This is a genomic window from Kitasatospora sp. NPDC041988, from assembly GCF_055588525.1.
The window spans coordinates 205,235-224,535 of record NZ_JBVJCO010000008.1; the positions used below are offsets into that span (position 1 = coordinate 205,235).

The following is a 19,301-nucleotide window of genomic DNA, read 5'->3' on the forward strand; positions in this document are numbered from 1 at the left end:
GGATCGTGGGCGGCGCACGGGTGGGGGATCATGGAGCCCGGTGCTCAATGGTGAGACCGACCGTTGCCGCCACCCCGCTGCGAGGAGCCTCCCATGCCCGCCCGAATCGTCCTGGTCCGCCACGGCGAGACCGAGTGGTCGGCCACCGGCCGTCACACCGGCCGGACCGACATCCCGCTGACCGAGGAGGGCCGCGCGATGGCCCGGGCCCTCGGTGCCCGCCTCGCCAAGGCGCCCTGGAACGGCCTGCCGGACGCCCTCGTCTACACCAGCCCGCTCGACCGGGCCAAGGAGACCTGCGCCCTGGCCGGCTTCGGCGACCGCGCCGTGGACCGCCCCGAACTGCTGGAGTGGGACTACGGCCAGTACGAGGGCCGGACCGGCCAGGACATCCGCGCCACCGACCACCCCGGCTGGCTGATCTGGCGGGACGGCGTGCCCGGCGGTGAGAAGCTGTCCGACGTGGCCGCCCGCGTGGACGACTTCCTCGCCGACCTCAACGACGAGCACGGCGTGCCCGAAGCGGACACCACCGTCATGCACTGCGCCGACCGCGACGTGGTGCTCGTCGCCCACGGCCACCTGCTGCGCATCCTGACCGCCCGCTGGCTCGGCCTGCCGCCCGAGTACGCCCAGCGCTTCAAGCTCGGCACGGCCGCGCTCTGCGTCCTCTCCTGGGAGTACGGCGCGCCGGCGGTCGAGGTCTGGAACGACCTCGGCCACCTGGAGGGCCTGAAGCACTGAGACCGCAGCGCTGCGGCCTCAGTGCTGAGGCCTGATGTGCGGCCGCTGCACCACCGACGCCCTGGGCCTTCCCCGACGACTCGCCGGGGAAGGCCCAGGGCGTTCCGCGTTCGGGTGTTCCGGGTGTGGACGTTCCCGGGTTCGGGCGTTCCCGCCGGACGTCCTGGCTCAGGCCGCCGCCGCCAGGTCGTAGTCGACGAGGAACCGGCCGACCTCCGGGACGCCCCCGTGCGGGCGCAACCGGTCGGCGGTGTCCGCCAGCATGCTCCTGATCCGGGCCGAGCGGACCTCGCCGAACAGTGCCACGGCGGCCGTGCCGTGCTGGGCCGCACCGGCCAAGTCCCCCCGGCCGAGCCGGTCGTGCGCGAGCTCGGCGGTGTACAGCACGCGGTTGCGCACGAAGTGCGGCTCCTGGAGCGTTATGGCCAGGCCGGCCTGCTCGCTGGCGCGGTCCCAGTCACCGAGGGCGGACCAGCACTGGGACTGCAGCCCGGCGATCTCGGCCTCGCCGAAGAAGGACATCCACTCCGGGTCGGCCTCGGAGGGGCCGCGGTCGAACAGCCGGTACGCGCGGGCGAGCGCCCGTTCGCAGCCGGACCGGTCCTGCAGCAGCGCCCAGCCGCCGGCCTCGCGCATGGCGAGCAGGGAGAGCAGGCGGTCGGAGTCCAGGCTCCGGGCGGCGGCCTGCCCGGCCTGGGCGGCGCGCAGTGCCTCGCGCGGACGGCCGGCGTCCCGGGCGAGGAAGGCGCTGTTGCAGAAGACGTGCGCCTCCAGGGCGGCGTCGCCTGCCATCCGGGCGGTGGCGAGCGCCTCGGCGTAGAGCGAGCGGGCGTCCGCCAGCCGGTTCGAGTCGTGTGCCAACCAGCCGACCGAGATGGCCAGTTCGCCGGCGCCGGCCTGGAGTCTTCGCTCCGTGTCGGCGCTGTAGTCGCCCTCGTTGAGCAGCACGTACGCGGTGCGCAGCGACTGCCCGGCCCGTTCGTACAGGGCGTCGGCGCCGTGGGCGTCGTCGGCCATCCGGATCTCCCGGACGGCCTGCTCGACGCCGAGCACCTCGGCCGCGCCGACCTTGCGCGGCGGCGGGACCGGCCCGGGCCGACCTGGCACGAAGGCGGACCCGGGGTCGAACAGGGCGGGGGCGGAGTCGAACCGGCCTGCTCCGGGCCCCGGTTGGGCCGGGATAAACGCGCCGGCGGCGGTCTTCCCGGCAGCGGTTGCGGCCGGGAGGTACACGGCGTGGGCGGGTGGGGCGGTGGCGGCTTCGGCCGGCGGGTCGATGCCGATCACGGTGGCCAGCGCGGCGGAGCCGCCGGCCAGGAACGTACGGCGACGCACGTCGTCGTTCTCCTCGTCGAAATGGTGCGGTCCAGCGGGCCCCCAGGGTGGCGCCGCGGGCCTCGACAGCAGGGGCCCGTCCGGTGGGGGTGGTTCCGCATACGGCGAGGCAGCGTACGGGAGTTGGGTGGAGAGCGGCGAGCGCGGGGCGGGCAGGGGCGGGAACTGCGGGTGGAACGGCGGTGGCACGGGCTCCCCGCCGCCGTCCGCTGAGCGGCGGCGGACGGCGGTGCGGGGGGAGAACCCGAGTTCGGCCAGCGAGCGATCCGGCCACATGTGCCGGAAGACCCGCTCGTACGCGTAGTTGGGACAACGGATCTCGCCGGACTCCACCCGCCCGACGTAGCGGGCGTCGCAGGAGACGTGCTCGCCGATCTCGCGGGCGGCCCGGCGCACGGCCATGGCGAACTCGCCCGGCGAACGGTCGCCGCGCAGTGCGCGCATCACGGTGTTGGGTGACGGGCGGTTCGGCTCGGCCGGTGGGGTGGCTGCCATGGTGCGCTCCGTGGTCGTGCTGGGGTGGTCGTGCTGGTGTCGGTCCTGTGGACGGTCGGTCCTGCGGACGGTGGACTCGGCTCGGCTGGTGGACGCGGCGGGCTTCGGCGGGGTTCGGCCGGGGATTTCGCCTTCGGGATTCGCCGGGGGGTTCGGCTGGTGGCACGGTGTTCGGCTGTGGGCGGGCCGAGGGGTTCGGCGCCGACGGACCTGGGGTACTTGTGGGTCCGGCCCGGGTTTCGGATGGGCCCGGTGGGGCCGGATGGACCACCGGGCACGCAACCGACAGTACCGGGAGTCACCGACTGGACACAGCGTGTTTGTGGCTGATGTGGGGTCAATTGCGGGCAAAACGGACGCGGTTGCCGGGTTCTGCCATGAAATGCCATGCCTTGCTGTAAGGCGCCCCGTGGCCTGGAACATGCCCTCCGCGTTGTCCTGATACGTGGAAGCCCCGGCCACCGCTCCGGCCCGCCGCCCGCAGCGGCGACCCCCACCTGCCGGGCGGCGGCGCTTCCGATCGGACGAGGTGACAGGAGGGCCCATGATGGCCACCGGAGTACCGCAGTACCACCGCCTGGTCGCCGGAGGGGTGCTCGCCGCCGCCCCCGCCCTGCTGCCCGAACCGGCCGACGACCGCGGACCGGGCCGCGGGCCCGTCGAGGGCGGCCGCGCCCCGTGCGGCGGCAGCGGGTCGCTCCGCCGCCTCGCCACGGACGGCGACGGTGCGGTTGTCACCGGCTGCGACACCGTGACGGTCGCCCTGCGGCACGGCCTGGAGGCGGTCGACATCCTGCGGCTGCGCCGGGCCTGCGGCGCGGTCCTGCAGAGCCGGAACGGCAGTGCCGTCTCCTTCTTCGTCCCCGCCGGCACCTCGGAGACGTGGCACCTGCCCGGCAGCTCCTGTACGGCGGGCGCCCTGCTCCTTCCCCCCACCGATCCGCGCTGGGTGATGCCCCCGGCGGGCCCCGACTCCGTCGTCCGCCCCACCGACGCCTGGGTCCTGCGCTCGGCCCTCTGCGAGGCGGCCTGCACGCTGACCGCCGGCGGCCTCGGCCCGTTCTGACACCGGTTGCCAAGCCCCCGGTATCCCCTCACCCTCGCCGAGCTGCGGAGCCCTCCGCCGGCCCGGCGATAATGGCCGGTATGGGACGAAGCAGCAGAGCCGGCCGCAGCGCCGAGAGGGGCCGTACGGCGGCGGAGCCAGAGCCGACGGTCACCGGCCCCGGCGGGCGGACGCATGCCCAGGGCCCGCTCACCCGTCCCGTCGACTCCGGGCTCGCCGAACTCCGCCCCGACCGCGACCGCCCCGCCGCCTGGTCGCTGCTGATCGACGGCGCCCCGCAGTCCATGGTCGACCTCGCCGACCCCACCCATCTGGGCTTCGAGTACCAGCGCCGGCTCGGCCACCTGATCGACCTGGTCGCCCCGCCCGGCCGTCCGCTGACCGTCCTGCACCTCGGCGGCGGCGCCCTCACGCTGGCCCGCTACGTCGCGGCCACCCGTCCGCGCTCCCGCCAGCAGGTCGCCGAGATCGACACCGCGCTCACCGAACTCGTTCGCGCCGAACTCCCCTTGGAGCGCGGCTGGCAGATCAAGGTGCGCGGCTCGGACGCCCGCAGTGTCCTGGAGCGGACCCCCGAGGGCAGCGTCGACCTGGTGATCGCCGACGTCTTCTCCGGGGCCCGGGTGCCGGCCCACTGCACGACCGTCGAGTTCACCACGCTGGCCGCCAAGGCACTGGCCCCCGGCGGCTGGTACGCGGTGAACATCGCCGACGGCTCGGCACTGCCGTTCGCCCGCTCGCAGATCGCCACCCTGGGCGCGGTCTTCCCCGAACTCTGCCTGGTCGCCGATCCGGCGGTGCTGCGCGGCAAACGATTCGGCAACCTGATCCTCGCCGCCGGCCACGCCCCGCTCCCACTCGCCGAACTGGGCCGAAAGGTGGCCTCCGACGCCGCCCTCGGCCGGGTCGAACACGGCCGCGCCCTGGCCGACTTCGCCGCCGGCGCCGCCCCGGCCACCGACGCCACCGCAGCACCCTCCCCGGCCCCGCCGCCGGGGGCCTTCCGCTGAGCTCCGGCCGACCGGCTTCGCCCTGGGCGCGGCACGGCCGCCGGCCTCGGGCCGGCAACGCGTCCAGGGCGTACATCCCCGCCCGTCGTATGCCGCCCGCCGCCGGCCGCCGGAAAATCGCTTGGTGAGAGGAGGGCGGATGCCGAGAATGGGCCCGTCCGTCCGGAATCCGGACAGTCAGAGCAGGCGGGAGGGGTGTGGCATGCGGATCAGGCAGGCCCGGCCGGACGAGGCGGAGCAGCTCAGCGCGCTCGCCCTGCGCTCCAAGGCGTACTGGGGCTACGACGAGGCGTTCCTGGAGGCCTGCCGGGAGGAGCTGACCCTGGACGCCGCCGGGATCGAGCGGCGCCGGACGGCAGTGGCCGAGGACGGCGGCCGGGTACTGGGCTTCATCACCCTCGTCGGGGCGCCCCCGCAGGGCGAGTTGGGCATGCTCTTCGTCGAGCCCGACACCATCGGCCGGGGCGTCGGCCGCCGCCTGGTCGAGCACCTTCGGGCGCAGGCCACGGCTCTCGGCTTCCGCCGGCTCACCATCGACGCCGACCCGAACGCCGAGCCGTTCTATCTCGCCATGGGGGCCGCCCGGATCGGCACCACCCCGTCCGAGTCGATACCCGGCCGCGAACTGCCGTTGCTCGCCCTGGAGATCGCCGCCGCGGACTGACGGTCCCGGGGTCCGGCGTCCGGCGTCCAAGCAGCCTCAGTGGCCTGAGTGCCTCAGTGGCCTGAGCGGTCTGAGTGGCCTGAGTGGCCTCAGTGTCCGCGTGGCAGGCCCCGGTGCTTGCACATCGCGGCGCCGGTGAGCAGCAGCCCCGCCGCGATCGGCGCGAGGACGGCCGTCCCGGTGCCCGCGAGCCCGTGACCTGCCGGAGCGGTGAGGGCGCCGGTCAGTGCGAGGTCCTCGTGCGGGGCGGACCGGTCCGGTGCGGTGACCCGGGTGCCCTCGGCGTCGCCGAGGCCGGGCTGCCCGGCGCTCCGGTCCTGCCGGTCGGCGCCTTGGGGCGCGGGCGGCGGAGCGGCCGGGCCGTGCTGCCCGGCGGCGGGCGGGGCGGGCAGTGCCGTGGTGGTGCCGGACCGGCCGGCCGTCGGCGGTGCCCCGGTGGAGTCGTTGTCGGTGTTCCGGGAGGCTCGTGCCGACGCCGTGTGGGCCTGTGCGGGCACGGTCCCGAGCAGCCCGGAGGCGATCGCGAACGCGTCCGGGACGGAGGCCCGCTGACCCGGCAGGGGCAGGTCGCCCGCCCTGATCCGGTCCTGGAGCACGGTGCCGACCGGTGCGGTGGCAGCGTCCAGGCCGGGTACGGGCGCGGGTACGGCACCGGCCGCGTCGGCGAGCTGACCGAGCAGTCCCGGCGAGGAGGCCTGGCCGGGCGTCGGCTGACCGGGCGCGGCCCGGCCGGGGGAGTGCGGCTGCCCCTCGTGCGCCGCCGGCCCCGCTGCGGGAGCTTCGTCGGCGCCCCGGCCCGTTCCGGCGGGACGTCCGGCTGACTCCCCGTCGGTGTCCTGTCCCCGGGGTGCCTGCCCCCCTGTGGTCTGCCCGTCCGTCGTCTGCCCGTTGCCCGCTGCCCGTCCGACCGTGCGGCTCACCGGCCCGGGCAGCGGATCGGTCGCCGCCGCGTACGCACCGGTTGCCCCCAGCCCCCAGAGCTGTGCGAGGAGTGCTCCGCCCGCCGCGACGGCACGCGGCCCGGGCAGCCACCGGCCGCCCGCGCGCCGTGCGCCGCCGCCGACGGCGCGTCGGGCGGGTTCCAGGGCCTTGCTCGCGTGATTGGCTCGCACGTGAATCGAGAACGAGCGGACGGGCTGTGAGGTCACGGTCGCCGTCACGGACAGTCATCACCCCGGGTGCCAGCCCACCGGCCCCGGGGTCCGGGGCCGGTTGCCCGCGTGGCGGTCAGGAGTTGGGGCGCAGGGTCCAGATGACGGTCATGATGCCCGTCACGGCGCCGTCGGCGCGGGTGATCTCGACGGTGACGGGGAACTCCGGCCGCTCGCCCTTGTCCAGCTCGGCGACGATGTCGGCGGCCGGGCGGCCCAGCACGGCGGTGGCGGTGACGGCGCCCATGGCCAGCTTCTTGTACGAGATATCGGCGCTGACCGCGAGCGGCACCGCGCGCGAGAGCTGGTCGCCGAAGGCGCCCAGCACGATGCAGCCGCTCGCGGACTCGGCGAGCGTGAACATCGCGCCGGCGTGCGGCCCGCCGACGTGGTTGTGGTATTCGGGCTGGTCGGGCAGCCGGAGGACGGCGCGCTCCGGCGTCGTCTCCAGGTACTCCAGCTTGAGGGTGTGTGCCATCGGCACGGTGGAGTCGAGCAGCTGGCCGATCGAAGGTGTGGTCATGGCGGCAATGTTACTGGCAAGTAGCTTCGGGGGGCAGACCTGTCGGCAGATCTCTTGCCGGGAGGGTGGGGGCGGCGAGGGCGCGGGTGCGGCGAGGGCGAAGCGAGGAAACGCGAAAACGCCTGAGGGGCCGATCTCTTGAAGAGATCGGCCCCTCAGGCTCTGGGGTGAGTGACGGGACTCGAACCCGCGGCCACCTGGACCACAACCAGGTGCTCTACCAACTGAGCTACACCCACCATCTGTCCGGTCCGTTCCCGCTCTTCGCGTTCCCGTTCCGACAGGAAGAACTCTACAGGATCCGAGAGGGTGCTCGCGCCAGGGTTTCGGTCGGGCGGTCGAGGCCCCCTCCCCGACCCCCGGCGGCCCCTGACCGAGGCCGCCGCCGGGCCGGGTGGGAGGGTCAGTCCGTCGATGCCTGGTACTTCTCGGCGATCGCTCGCGCGGTGTCGGAGTCCGGACCGGGCTGCGGGACGAACACCGCCTCGCGGTAGTACCGCAGTTCGTCGATGCTCTCGCGGATGTCGGCGAGCGCCCGGTGGTTGCCGCCCTTCTGCGGGCTGTTGTAGTACGCCCTCGGGTACCAGCGGCGGGCCAGCTCCTTGATCGAGGAGACGTCCACGATCCGGTAGTGGAGGTGACCCTCCAGGGCCGGCATGTCCCGGGCCAGGAAGCCGCGGTCGGTCGCCACCGAGTTACCGCAGAGCGGCGTCCGCCCGGCCTCCGGCGCGTACTCGCGGACGTACGCGAGGACCAGCGCCTCCGCCTCGGCCAGCGTGACGCCGTGCTCCAGTTCGTCGAGCAGGCCGGAGGAGGTGTGCATGGTGCGCACCACCTCGGGCATGTTCGCCAGCGCCTCGGCGGGCGGGCGGATGATGACGTCCACGCCCTCGCCGAGGACGTTCAGCTCGGAGTCCGTCACCAGTGCCGCGACCTCGACCAGGGCGTCCCGGTCGAGGTCGAGGCCTGTCATTTCACAGTCGATCCATACCAAACGGTCATTCACGCCACTCACCCTACGGCGCGATCACGCGCCGCGGGCACCGGAGGAGCCGAGCGCGGCGCCGGGGCGCAGCCCTCCGCGGCGTGCTGGTCCTGGCCGTGGCCGTCCGGCTCGTGCGTCTCGCGGGCCGGGGCGGCCTGGTCGGCCTGGCCCACCGGGTGGGCCGGGTGCGCCTGGTGAGCGTCCCGAGCGGTCCGCGGGTCGCGCGGCTCCCGGGCGCCGTCAGGGCCGCCGGCATGGCCGCCCTGCGGACGGACCTGCGGAGCGCGGCCCTGCCGGGCCCGGCCCTCCGGAGTCCCGGACCCCGCTGGCGCCGGCATCCGGCCGGCGGCCGAACCGTGACCCCGGCTGCCGGCCGCACCGCCGGAACCGACTCCGGCGGCACCGGCCGCGCCGGTGTCGTCCGACGACCGCTCGGCCGCACTGCGGTGCCCCTGCCCCTGACCGCGCGCTCCCGGCTGCGGGTGACCGTCCTCGGCCGCGGCGTGCTCCGCCGTGCGCGGCGGACGGCCCGCCCCCGGACCGGCCTGCGCCGGTACCAGTGGCGGCCGGGCCGGACCGCGCCCCGCCCCCGGCTGGCCGGGGTGCGACGCCTGCTGGTGCGGGTGCGGCTGCGCGGCGCGCGCGTGGAACCCCGGGGCGGACGGCTGCCCGTGCTGCCCCAGCGGACCGTGCTGGCCCGGGTGCCCGGCGTGCCCTGCCCCGAGCGGATGCGCGGACGGCTGACCCCCCGGACCGTGCTGCCCGGGCTGTCCGAGCAGTGCCCCGCCCGCCGCCGCGGCGGCAGCGGCAGCGGAATGCGCCCCTGCCGACTGCGGTGCGGCCCCGGCCAGCCGGAGGTCGCCCGGGTGCGACGGGGCCTGGGCCGGCGAGACCGTCCCCGGGCGGCGGGCCCGGTAGCTGGTCCGGTACGCGGCCGGCGAGACCCCGAGCTGGCGCCGGAAGTGCCCGCGCAGCGCCACCGGTGACCGGAAGCCGCAGCGGCGGGCGACGTCGTCCACCGACAGCTCCGAGGTCTCCAGCAGCCGCTGCGCCTGGAGCACCCGCTGGGTGATCAGCCACTGCAGTGGTGCGCTGCCGGTCAGCGTGCGGAACCGCCGGTCGAAGGTCCGGCGGCTCATGTAGGCACGGGCCGCCAGCACCTCGACGTCGAACTGCTGGTTGAGGTTCTCCAGCGCCCAGGTGACCACCTCGGCCAACGGGTCGTTGCCGATCTCCTCCGGTAAAGACTGATCGATGTACTGGGCCTGTCCGCCACCGCTGCGCCGGCTGGGCACCACCAGCCGGCGGGCCAGCGCGTTGGCCGCCTCGGCGCCGTGGTCGCTGCGCACCACGTGCAGGCAGAGGTCGATACCGGCGGCGGTGCCCGCCGAGGTCAGTACGTCACCGTCGTCGACGAAGAGTTCGCGCGGGTCGACGTGGACCCGGGGGTAGCGCTTGGCCAGGGTCGGCGCGTACATCCAGTGCGTGGTCGCCGGGCGGCCGTCCAGCAAGCCGGCGGCCGCGAGTACGAACGCGCCGGTGCAGAGCCCGATGATCCGCGCGCCCTCGTGGTGCGCCTTGCGCAGTGCGGTGATCGCCTCGACCGGCGGCGGCTGCGAGATCGAGCGCCAGGCCGGCACCACGATCGTGCCCGCCCGGGCCAGCGCCTCCAGCCCGTACGGCGCGGAGAGCGTGAGGCCGCCGGTGGTGGCGAGCGGACCCTCCTCCCCGGCGCAGACCAGCAGGCGGTAGCGCGGGACCCCGGCGTCCTGGCGGTCGACGCCGAAGACGGAGAGCGGGATCGAGCTCTCGAAGATCGGGGCGCCGCCGAAGATCAGTACGGCGACGGTCTCGCGCCGGCGCCGGCCGGACAGCTTCCGGGGCGCGGCGGCCATCACGGCGGCCGAGGAGCCGTTCGCACCTGGTCCGCCGCCGGCGCCGTGACCGGCCGGGCCGTGACCGCTCCCGCCCAGTCCGAGTGGACCAGCCGGGCCGCCGGGCGCCATGCCGCCGCCCGCCATGCCGCCGGGCGTCAGCCCCGTGGACGGGGAGACGGGGGCGGGACCGCCGGAGAAGGCGGGGAACCCAGCGTCCTGCCCGGCCTGACCGTGGCTCGGGACGCCGTGCTGGCCGTGGTTCTGGCTGTGACCCTGAGCGCCAGGATGGCCGGGAACCGACGGACCGGCGTGGCCGCCCGGACCGGCGCCGTGAGCGGCAGCAGGATTGACGGACAGTCGGCTGACGATGCATCCACCCTGCTCCGCGGGCGCCGAGAAGGCCGTCGCTCCGCTGGATCCCGATGCCGCGGGGGCCGCTGATGCGGAAGGGGCCGAGGTGGCCGCAGAGGTGTACGAGGGGTACGGGGCGGCGCTGGAGGTGCCGGAGGAACGGGGGTTGGCAGCGATGGCCGAGGCGCCGGTGGCTCTCGGGGAACGACCCGTGATACCGGCCACGGCCTGGCCGTTGTCAGGACCCGCGTCGCTCCTGCTCACCCTGCTCAAGGCGCTCAAGCCCCCTCGGTGGTGTGGTGTGGTGGTGCGGCACTGCTGGCCAAGATCGAATCTATCGGGTGGACCGTTGCCGTTGTGACAAGTTCACCATCCGACGCTATGTCGACATGGCAATTTGGCGTGATGCATTCGATCACGAAGCGTGGCACCCGTCGACCCTTCTGGGAAGGGGGCCGGGGCAACGGTGGCTGGTTGTCGCGGGACTGGTCCTGGGACGTCCGGCTTCGGCGCGCCCGGCCGGCGGGTCTGGGCTGCGACTTTGCCCAAGGGCAGGGGAGCCGCGTGAGATTGACCGAAAATAGGCGGTGCACAGGAGGGCGCACGCCAGTCGAACCGTGCGCCTCCCTGGCTTCATCCGGCCAGTGCCGGGGCGGCAGAGCGGCAATCGGCGGCCCGCGCTACCGTCCTGGCGTGGAGACCAACAGCCGGCTCGAACAGGCCAACGACAACGCCGCCGCATTCTGGCTCGCCCAAGCCCGTGCGAACGGCTGGCAACAGCTCATAAACCCCCGATTCACCGCCGTCCGCTGCGCCCGCACGCCGGACGACGCCCACCGCATCGTGGTCACCCGCCCCTACGGCGATTCCACACCTCTCGAGGATGAAATGGCGGCCCTCCTGCAAGAGTGGTCCACCGTCAAACTCACCCTGGAAGACCCTTACGGCCGCCTGGACATGACGCGCCACGGCTGCGGCCACGGCCGGGGCATGGCCGTGATGGTCCGCGAACCCGGCCCGCTCGACGCACCCCTGCCCAGCTCGCTCCCGCGCTCCGGCGGCCAGGGCGGTGGCCCTCTGACGGTCGATGAGGTACGGGACGCCGACGGCTTCGCCGAGGTCGAGCGCGCAGTGGTCGAGGGCTTCCCCATGCCGGCCCGCCAGCCCTGGACACGGGGCGGGATGCTGCCGGTGGAACTCCTTCGGGAGCCGGGCTGCCGGGCCTGGCTCGGCCGCATCGACGGTGGCGCGGCCGGCGCCTGCCTCACCTACGACGACGGCCGGGCCACCGGGGTGTACTGGGTCGCGACGCTCCCCGACCACCGCTCTCGCGGCGTGGCGCGGGCAGTCCTGGAGACCGCCCTGGCCGCCGCGCATCCCGACCGCCCGGCCACCCTGGTCGCCACCCAACTCGGCGAACCGCTCTACCGCAAGCTCGGCTTCACCGAGTGGAGCCGCACCCACTGGTGGACGCTGACCGACCCCTCGGACGGGTAGCGACTCCTCGGGCGGCAGGTCGGCTGGTCGGCCGGCTGACCTGTCGACCGGCCGGTCCGCCGGCCCGGCCGTCATTGCCGGCCCCGGCCCCGGCCGCGGCGGCCCCGGCTTACGGTGAGACCGCCACGCCCTCCACCGCGGGCACGGCCGGACGCGGGCCGAACCACGCCTGCGGCTTGGCGAACCTCGTCCGAGCCGGGTGCCCGGAGGAGTGGCGCCCGGAGAAGGGGACTTCGGCGGTGGGGTGGGCAGTGGCGGCGTCGCCGGTCGTGGCAGGGGCGCCGGCCGCGGTGGGGCGGTCGACCCGGAGCCCGGACCGGTCCGCCGCGCCGGGCAGCCCCGCGCCGACGAGGCGGCCCGCCGGTGGCCGCAAATTCGCCGGAGCGGTTTCGGACACCAACCTCCGCCGTCGCGCCCGGAGCGCCGCCGTCCGGGCCGTGCACGGGAACAGGCGCACGAGGGCCGTCCGGGGCGGACGGCGAGAACTATGCGCCGGACCGCGCGCCGGGCAGCGCCGCCACCGTCCCGTTCCGGGACCAGAGGCCTTCCGGCGCCGCGCCCGCCACCCTTCGGCGGACCGGCCCACCCGCCCGGATCCCCGGTCCCGGCCCAGGCGCGCTGCGCGCGGACAGGACCAGCCCGACGGCCTCCGGCAGGCCGGCCGCCTTGAGCGTCGGCCGGTAGCCCGGCTCGGCCCAGGGGCGGCCGTGGTGCAGCCAGACGCTGCGCAGCCCCGCCAGCTCCGCCCCCGCGATGTCGGCGGGGGCGTGGTCCCCGATCATCCAGGTCTCCGTTGCCCAGCTGCCGGTGGGCGCGATGCCGCAGCGCTGCGCGGCGATCTCGAAGATCAGCGGGTCCGGCTTGACGCACTCCGCCTCCTCAGAGATGACCCAGCCGTCGACCATCGGACCGAGTCCGGTCCGGCGGATCTTCTCCAACTGGGGCCGGGTGCCGCCGTTGCTCACGATGCCGAGCGTCCACCCCGCCGCGCGCGCGGCCTGCAGCGCTTCGATGTGCCTGGACGGGCAATGGATATGGGAGTTGATGCCACGACGGTAGTGCGCGAGCAGGAATTCGAGGGAGTCGTCCAACCCGTAGCGGCGCTGCGTGGCGGACAGTACGGTGCTGCGCGGCACGTAGCCGCCGCCGTCGATGGTGACGAGCCAGTCGAGGTCGCCGGGCGGCAGCCCTCGTTCGGTCAGAAAATCCTGAGCCCAGGCCCGGAAAGCGGCATCCCTGGGGAGCAGCGTGTTGTCGAGGTCGAGCAGGAGCAGGGGCATGCCGAGCATGGTGCCAGCGGCCGCGCGTATGCACGTGGCAAATGCCAGAGGCCGTCGCGAACCCGTGCGAATTGGCTGAAACGGATGCCGGCGGGGTCGGAGCGCCCCTGTCTCGGAAACAGCGGCCCGTGACGGGCGGCAACCGATCGTTGTCGATCCATGACAGTCCGGTCACGGTGTCCCGGTGGCCTGTTGCATCGCCCGGTTCGCTCAGTCAAGCTCCAGAGAACCTCCTTCGCCTAAGGGGGCGCAATCGTTCGCAGACGGGGGCGCACTGCGGCCTGCGGGCGCATCCTCCGTTCGCGGGAACAAAGGCGGTCGGAGGCTTCGCCGCTGTGCTGAGTCTCCCGCCCGTCGTACTCTGAAAGGAAATAGGTCACAAACGGTGGTGCGCGGCGCAGACCGACGTCGTCCCGTGGGCGGCCCTGCTGCCTGGGCAGCGTTGTCCTCTCCTGTCGGCCCATCTCCCTCGAAGAGCCTTGAGCCATGGCTGGTATTGAGTCCTCCCGACCGGTTGAGCCGGACGCGTTCCGTGGCACGGGCGCAGCGGCCGGTGGAGCCGGTGGTGGCGGCCGTGACCGCCATGACGCGGGAGATCCAGGGGGAGAGCCGGTTTCCGTGGACGCTCGGGCCCTCTCGCGCCTTCTTCGCAACATCGCGCGCCGGAGCCGCCCCGGCTCCCGTCAGCGACGGGACCAGCACCGGGCCGACTCTGCGGAGTCGGCGGTGACGGGGCGCCTGGGTCCGGGTGCCGAGCACCCGGGGGCCCCGGGCTTGCCCAGTGCGCCGGGCGCGCCGGAGCCGCAGGAGTCGCCGGCCCGTTCCTGCGATCCCGCGTTCCAACACGGTGTGGTGGTGGGTTTCGACGGCTCCCTGTCGAGCGAGCGCGCCCTCGCCTACGCGGTGGGCATGGCCCGTCGCTCGCAGTGCGGCCTGGTGATCGTGCATGTTGCCAACCGTCTGCCCGCCACGGTGTGGGCCGGCTGTGAACCTCCCGTCTTCGTCGACCTCCCCGACCACCGGACCGAGGTCCTCGGCCTGGAGCTCGCCTGTGCGGACTTCCTCGCCGGGGTTCCCTGGATTCTGGTCGAGCGGGGTGGCGACATCTGCCACGAGATCGAGGAGGTCGGCCGCGAGTACGCTGCCGACGCCATCGTGGTCGGCAGCACCCACGGCCTGCTCGGAAAGATCTTCGGCTCGGTCTCCGGCCGGCTGGCCCGGCGTGCCAACCGCCCGGTGATCGTGATCCCCTGACGGTCAGACGTGCGGCCCGTCAGGTCGTGCGGCCAGTGAGGACCGCCTGGCTCGTGAGGCCCGTCTGGCTCATATGGCCCGTGAGGCCCGTCTGGGCCGCCCCGATTCTCCGACGGACCCGAAATCGGCAGACGTAGGAGTCGGCAGACCGGAAAGTCGGTGGGCCTGAACGTCGGCAGACCGGGCAGCCGGAGAATCGGAGAACAAGCCTCTTCAGGATGGGTGCAGCCTCAGGAGAGAATGCCCAACTCCCGGGCGATGAGCATGCGCTGGACCTCGGACGTGCCCTCCCCGATTTCGAGAATCTTGCAGTCACGCCAGAAGCGTGCGACCGGGAATTCGTTCATGAAGCCGTACCCGCCGTGGATCTGGGTCGCCTCGCGGGCGTTGTCGACGGCAGCCTCGGACGAGTACAGCTTGGCGATCGCGGCCTCCTTCTTGAACTTTTCGCCGTGCAGCAGCCGGGAGGCGGCGTCCCGCCAGGCCAGGCGGGAGGTGTGGGCGCGCATCTCCATGTCGGCGAGCTTGAACTGAATGGCCTGGTTGGCGCCGATCGGCCGGCCGAAGGCGCGGCGCGTACCGGCGTAGGCGACGGACTGGTCGACGCACCCCTGGGCCAGGCCGGTGCCCAGGGCTGCGATCGCGATGCGGCCCTCGTCGAGGATCCGCAGGAACTGGGCGTAGCCGCGGCCACGCTCGCCCAGGAGGTTGGCCGCGGGGACGCGGCAGTCGGTAAAGGACAGTTCGCGGGTGTCGGATGCGTTCCACCCGACCTTCGAGTACTTCTTCGACACCTGGAACCCCGGGGTTCCGGTAGGCACGATGATGGAAGAGATTTCGCGCTGTGGCGAGGAGAATTCGCCCTCTTCACTCGAACGAGCGAGCGGTTCGGTGAGGGCGGTGACGGTGACCAGGCCGGTGATCTCGGTGCCGGAGTTGGTGATGAAGCACTTGGTGCCGTTGATGACCCACTCGTCGGTGGCCTCGTCGTACCGCGCCGTCGTGCGGGTCGCGCCGGCGTCGGAGCCGCCCTCGGGCTCGGTCAGGCCGAACGCCCCGAGCAGTTCGCCGGAGGTCAGCCGGGGCAGCCACTCGCGCTTCTGCTCCTCCGTCCCGAAGCGGTAGATCGGCATCGCACCGAGCGAGACCGCGGCCTCCAGGGTGATCGCGACCGAGGAGTCGACCCGGGCGAGCTCCTCCAGGGCGAGGCAGAGCGCGAAGTAGTCGCCGCCCATGCCCCCGTACTCCTCGGAGAACGGCAGGCCGAAGAGGCCCATCCGCCCCATCTCCCGGACGATCTCGTAGGGGAACTCGCCCTGCTCGTAGAACTCGCCGATCTTCGGCGCGACCACGTCCTGGGCGAACTCGGCGACCGTGCGCCGCAGTTCCTCGTACTCGCTGTTCAGCCGGTGATCGAGCATGGTGATCCTCCTGTGGCCCGGCCGGGGCGGCCGCGGGCGTGATCGGGATGACCACGCGCCGGTCGGACGGTGTGACCGGCGCGCGGAGCGCGGAGAGGGAAAGAGAGAAAGGGTGATGCGGGGCGGGGCGCCGGCCGGCGCCGGGCCGTCGCGGGGACGGAAGTCGCAGAGGGGCGTGTGGAGTTGTGAGGGGGCGCCGGGAGGCGGGCCGCCGGCGCGTCAGCCCCGGTTCGTGCCGAGCAGTGCCTGGACCGCGCGGGACGGGCTGGGGCGGCCGAGCCGCTCGGCCATCCAGCCACTGGTGGCGACCAGGGCGCGGAGGTCGACGCCGGTCCGGATGCCGAGTCCGTGCAGCATCCACACCAGGTCTTCGGTGGCCAGGTTGCCGGTGGCGCTCTTGGCGTAGGGGCAGCCGCCCAGGCCGCCCGCCGAGGCGTCGACCGTGGTGACACCGCTGCGCAGCGCGGCGAGCGTGTTGCTGAGCGCCTGGCCGTAGGTGTCGTGGAAGTGCACCGCGAGCCTGCCGACCGGCACACCGGCCTCGACGAAGCCGTCCAGCAGCGCCGTGACCTGGCCCGGGGTGGCTACCCCGATGGTGTCGCCGAGGCTCAGCTCGGTGCAGCCCATCTCCAGCAGCCGCACTCCGAAGCCGATCACCTGTTCGGCGGGCACGCGGCCCTCCCACGGGTCGCCGAAGCACATCGAGAGGTAGCCGCGTACCCGGACTCCGGCCGCGGTGGCCCGCTCCACCACCGGCCGGAACATCGCCATCGCCTCGTCCGCCGAGCGGTTGAGGTTGCGGCGGGCGAAGGTCTCGGTGGCGCTGGCGAACACCGCGATGTCGGTGGCGTGGTGGGCGAGCGCGCGGTCCAGCCCGCGCTCGTTGGGCACCAGCACCGGCAGGCGCAGCCCGGGGTGACGGTCCGGCAGCCCGGCGAGCCGGGGGACCAGCTCCTCGGCATCGGCGAGCTGGGGCACCCACTTCGGGTGGACGAAGCTGGTCGCCTCGACGGTGCGCAGCCCGGCGGCCGCGAGCCGGGCGATGAACTCGGCCTTGACCTCGACGGGGACGAGTGCGCTCTCGTTCTGCAGCCCGTCGCGCGGTCCGACCTCGTGGATCCGGACCTCTTCGGGCAGGCCGGGGGCGCGGACGGGGTCCGGCAGGCCCAGGTCGAGCGCGTCGGGCTCGTGCGCGGGGGAGGCGGCGGTGCTCATGACCGCACCTCGGCCGCGACCGCGCCGAGCGCCCCGTCGGCTGCCCCGCCGTCCGGGCCGTCCTCGGCCGGGGCGACCACGACCAGCAGCTCCTCCATCGCCACGGTGGCCCCGGCGGTGGCCCGCAGTTCGCTCACGGTGCCGTCGTGCGGGGCGGCGATCACGTGTTCCATCTTCATGGCCTCCAGGACGAGCAGGGCTTGGCCCCGGCGGACCTGTTCGCCGACCGCGGTCTTCACGACCGTGACGGTGCCGGGCATCGGGGCGGTGAGGCCGCCGTGATGGGCGGCGCCGGCGGCGGTGCTCTCGCCGACGGGGTCGTAGGCGTGTACCGGCCAGGCGTCGCCGTCGATCCCGAGCCAGGTGACCGGCCCGCCGAGCGGCCCGCCGGGCCGGCCGGGAGCGTCGTCGGTGGTGAGGGCGAAGGTCGTCTGCAGGCCGTCGACGGTGAGGTGCAGGCGGTCGCCGGTCCGCACGGCCCGGGCGCGGTGGGCCGGTCCGGAACCGAGCCGGATGTCCACCTCAGGAGTGACACCCGGGGGAATGTCAGTGCCCTCGGCTACGTTGCTCGCAGTGATCGGACGGATGCGCAGCGACACCGGGTCCTGGCCGGGGGCGCGGAGTCGGTGGGTGGTCCAGGCGGCGTCGCCGCCCAGGCGCCAGCCGGAGGGGAGGGAGAAGGGGTCGGTCCAGCCGCCGCTGTCGGTGGCGGGGGTGAGGTCCAGCTGCCGCGCGAGTGCGGCCGCGTAGTAGAGGAGGTGGGTGGGTGCCGGAGCTTCGGCGGGCCGGGATCCGGTGACGTCCGCGGTCTCCGCCGGGTCGGCGGCGGAGGAAGCGGAGTCGGCGGAGGGGCCGGCGGAGGAGTCGGAGGACGCAGGGGAGTAGGGCGAGGCGAGCAGAGCGGGTTGCTGCTGTGCCGTCTGTTCCACCAGACCGGTGTCGAGTCGGCCGGCGGTGACCTCGGGGTGTGCGAGCAGTCGCCGCAGGAAGCCGGTGTTGGTGGTCACGCCGAGGATCCGGGTGTCGGCCAGCGCGGCACGGAGGCGGCGCAGCGCGGTCGGGCGGTCGGGCCCGTACGCGATGACCTTGGCGAGCATGGGGTCGTAGGCGCTGGTGATGACGGTGCCCGCGGTGACACCGGAGTCCACCCGGATGCCCTCGCCCTGCGGCTCGTCGAGGACCAGGATGCGTCCGCCGGTGGGCAGGAAGTCCCGTTCCGGGTCCTCGGCACAGATACGGGCCTCGATGGCGTGGCCCAGGAAGGAGATGTCCGGCTGCGAGAAGGTGAGGCGTTCGCCCGAGGCGATCCGCACCTGCCACTCGACCAGGTCCAGCCGTCCGGCCTGGGCGGCGGCCGGGCCAGCGGCCGGCGTGGTGACGGCGACGGCGAGTTCGGTGACGGGGTGTTCCACCTGGAGACGGGTGTTCATCTCCATGAAGAAGAAGTCCCGTACCCCCTCGGCGGGGGTGGGGGAGTCCGGGTCGATGCCGGGGACGATGAACTCCACGGTGCCGGCCCCGGTGTAGCCGCAGGACTCCGCGGCGCGGACGGCTGCGGCGCCCATCGCGGCGCGGGTCTCGGCATTGAGCAGGACGGAGGGTGCCTCTTCGATCAGTTTCTGGTGGCGGCGCTGCAGGCTGCACTCGCGCTCGCCGAGGTGGACGGTGGTGCCGTGGGCGTCGGCCAGCACCTGCACCTCGATGTGGCGGGGCCGGTCGATCCAGCGCTCCAGCAGCAGCGTGTCGTCGCCGAAGGCGGTCCGGGCGACCCGCCGTGCGGCGGCGATCTCGGTCGGCAGGTCGGCAGGGTCCCGCACGAGACGCATACCCTTGCCGCCGCCGCCGGCGGACGGCTTGAGCAGGACCGGGTAGCCGATCTCCTCGGCGGCCGCGACGAGTTCCTCGTCGGTGGGAGCGGTCGCCTGGCTGCCCGGGACGACCGGCACACCGGCGGCGCGGACGGCCTCCTTGGCGTTGATCTTGTCGCCCATCAGCTCGACCGCGGAGGGAGGAGGCCCGATGAAGGCCAGGCCGGCTTTCGCGCAGGCGCGGGCGAAGGCGGCGTTCTCCGCGAGGAAGCCGTAGCCGGGGTGGACGGCCTGGGCGCCGGTGCGGCGGGCGGCGGCGAGGATCTGGTCGGTCCGCAGGTAGGTCTCGGCAGCCGAGCTGTCGCTGCGGTCGGCCGGTCCGAGCCGGACGGCGGTGTCGGCCTCGCGGACGTGGGGTGCGTCGGCGTCCGCGTCGCTGAACACGGCGACGGAGCGCACGCCGAGCCGCCGCAGGGTGCGGATCACCCGGACGGCGATCTCGCCGCGGTTGGCGACCAGAACTGTGTCGAACATGGGAGGCGTTCCTCCGGGTCGAGGGGAGCCGTAAGAAGGAGGTGGTGGAAGGGGACGGCAGCGAGGGGCGGCCGGGGGCCGGGCGCGGTCA

The 19,301-nt window shown here is 74.0% G+C and carries 14 protein-coding genes, 1 tRNA gene and 1 pseudogene; 6 read left to right on the plus strand and 10 right to left on the minus strand.

The window, feature by feature from the left end; all coding sequences use genetic code 11:
• Positions 1–93: 93 nt before the first annotated feature.
• A complete protein-coding gene (locus ACZ6NC_RS11330; RefSeq protein WP_465731306.1) occupies positions 94–744 on the plus strand; it encodes a histidine phosphatase family protein in 651 nt (216 codons plus the stop codon).
• Between the two features lie 168 nt (positions 745–912).
• Here ACZ6NC_RS11330 and ACZ6NC_RS11335 read toward each other — a convergent pair whose 3' ends face one another.
• Positions 913–2,574: a tetratricopeptide repeat protein gene (locus tag ACZ6NC_RS11335; RefSeq protein WP_465731307.1), complete on the minus strand. Its 1,662-nt coding sequence runs from the start codon at positions 2,572–2,574 to the stop codon at positions 913–915.
• 544 nt (positions 2,575–3,118) lie between these two features.
• Between ACZ6NC_RS11335 and ACZ6NC_RS11340 the strand changes: the two genes are divergently transcribed.
• The 3 genes from ACZ6NC_RS11340 to ACZ6NC_RS11350 all read left to right on the plus strand — a co-directional run bounded on the left by ACZ6NC_RS11340 (position 3,119) and on the right by ACZ6NC_RS11350 (position 5,314).
• Complete coding sequence (locus tag ACZ6NC_RS11340) at positions 3,119–3,640, plus strand: hypothetical protein (protein WP_465731309.1); 522 nt, start codon at positions 3,119–3,121, stop codon at positions 3,638–3,640.
• 80 nt (positions 3,641–3,720) lie between these two features.
• Positions 3,721–4,650, plus strand: a complete 930-nt coding sequence (locus ACZ6NC_RS11345; RefSeq protein WP_465731311.1) for a spermidine synthase — start codon at positions 3,721–3,723, stop codon at positions 4,648–4,650.
• A gap of 202 nt (positions 4,651–4,852) precedes the next feature.
• Positions 4,853–5,314 carry a GNAT family N-acetyltransferase gene (locus ACZ6NC_RS11350; protein WP_465731313.1) on the plus strand — a complete coding sequence of 154 codons (462 nt, stop codon included), beginning with the start codon at positions 4,853–4,855 and terminating at the stop codon, positions 5,312–5,314.
• Positions 5,315–5,403: 89 nt separating this feature from the next.
• On the opposite strand, the gene ACZ6NC_RS11355 is transcribed toward ACZ6NC_RS11350, so the two are convergent.
• The 5 genes and pseudogenes from ACZ6NC_RS11355 to ACZ6NC_RS11375 all read right to left on the minus strand — a co-directional run.
• Positions 5,404–6,426, minus strand: a complete 1,023-nt coding sequence (locus ACZ6NC_RS11355; protein ID WP_465731315.1) for a hypothetical protein — start codon at positions 6,424–6,426, stop codon at positions 5,404–5,406.
• Between the two features lie 115 nt (positions 6,427–6,541).
• On the minus strand, positions 6,542–6,988 hold the full coding sequence (locus tag ACZ6NC_RS11360; RefSeq protein ID WP_465731316.1) for a DUF4442 domain-containing protein: 447 nt from the start codon (positions 6,986–6,988) through the stop codon (positions 6,542–6,544).
• A gap of 163 nt (positions 6,989–7,151) precedes the next feature.
• Positions 7,152–7,227, minus strand: a tRNA-His gene (locus ACZ6NC_RS11365).
• 164 nt (positions 7,228–7,391) lie between these two features.
• Positions 7,392–7,994, minus strand: a complete 603-nt coding sequence (orn, locus tag ACZ6NC_RS11370) for an oligoribonuclease (RefSeq protein WP_465731318.1) — start codon at positions 7,992–7,994, stop codon at positions 7,392–7,394.
• Between the two features lie 869 nt (positions 7,995–8,863).
• Positions 8,864–9,868, minus strand: a pseudogene (locus ACZ6NC_RS11375) (helix-turn-helix domain-containing protein); the annotation flags it as partial.
• 1,026 nt (positions 9,869–10,894) lie between these two features.
• On the opposite strand from ACZ6NC_RS11375, the gene ACZ6NC_RS11380 reads away from it, so the two are divergent.
• On the plus strand, positions 10,895–11,698 hold the full coding sequence (locus tag ACZ6NC_RS11380; RefSeq protein WP_465731320.1) for a GNAT family N-acetyltransferase: 804 nt from the start codon (positions 10,895–10,897) through the stop codon (positions 11,696–11,698).
• Positions 11,699–12,183: 485 nt separating this feature from the next.
• Here ACZ6NC_RS11380 and ACZ6NC_RS11385 read toward each other — a convergent pair whose 3' ends face one another.
• Positions 12,184–12,978: an HAD family hydrolase gene (locus ACZ6NC_RS11385; protein WP_465731322.1), complete on the minus strand. Its 795-nt coding sequence runs from the start codon at positions 12,976–12,978 to the stop codon at positions 12,184–12,186.
• 774 nt (positions 12,979–13,752) lie between these two features.
• Here ACZ6NC_RS11385 and ACZ6NC_RS11390 point away from each other — a divergent pair.
• Positions 13,753–14,232, plus strand: a complete 480-nt coding sequence (locus tag ACZ6NC_RS11390; RefSeq protein ID WP_465731324.1) for a universal stress protein — start codon at positions 13,753–13,755, stop codon at positions 14,230–14,232.
• A 230-nt stretch (positions 14,233–14,462) separates the two neighbouring features.
• Here the strand turns inward: ACZ6NC_RS11390 and ACZ6NC_RS11395 are convergent, their stop codons facing one another.
• From ACZ6NC_RS11395 to ACZ6NC_RS11405, 3 genes are all read right to left on the minus strand, one after another.
• Positions 14,463–15,653, minus strand: a complete 1,191-nt coding sequence (locus ACZ6NC_RS11395; RefSeq protein WP_465731326.1) for an acyl-CoA dehydrogenase family protein — start codon at positions 15,651–15,653, stop codon at positions 14,463–14,465.
• Between the two features lie 219 nt (positions 15,654–15,872).
• A complete protein-coding gene (locus tag ACZ6NC_RS11400) occupies positions 15,873–16,868 on the minus strand; it encodes a hydroxymethylglutaryl-CoA lyase (protein ID WP_465731328.1) in 996 nt (331 codons plus the stop codon).
• Complete coding sequence (locus ACZ6NC_RS11405; protein ID WP_465731330.1) at positions 16,865–19,210, minus strand: acetyl/propionyl/methylcrotonyl-CoA carboxylase subunit alpha; 2,346 nt, start codon at positions 19,208–19,210, stop codon at positions 16,865–16,867. Before ACZ6NC_RS11405 ends, ACZ6NC_RS11400 begins: the two co-directional genes overlap by 4 nt.
• Positions 19,211–19,301 lie beyond the last annotated feature (91 nt).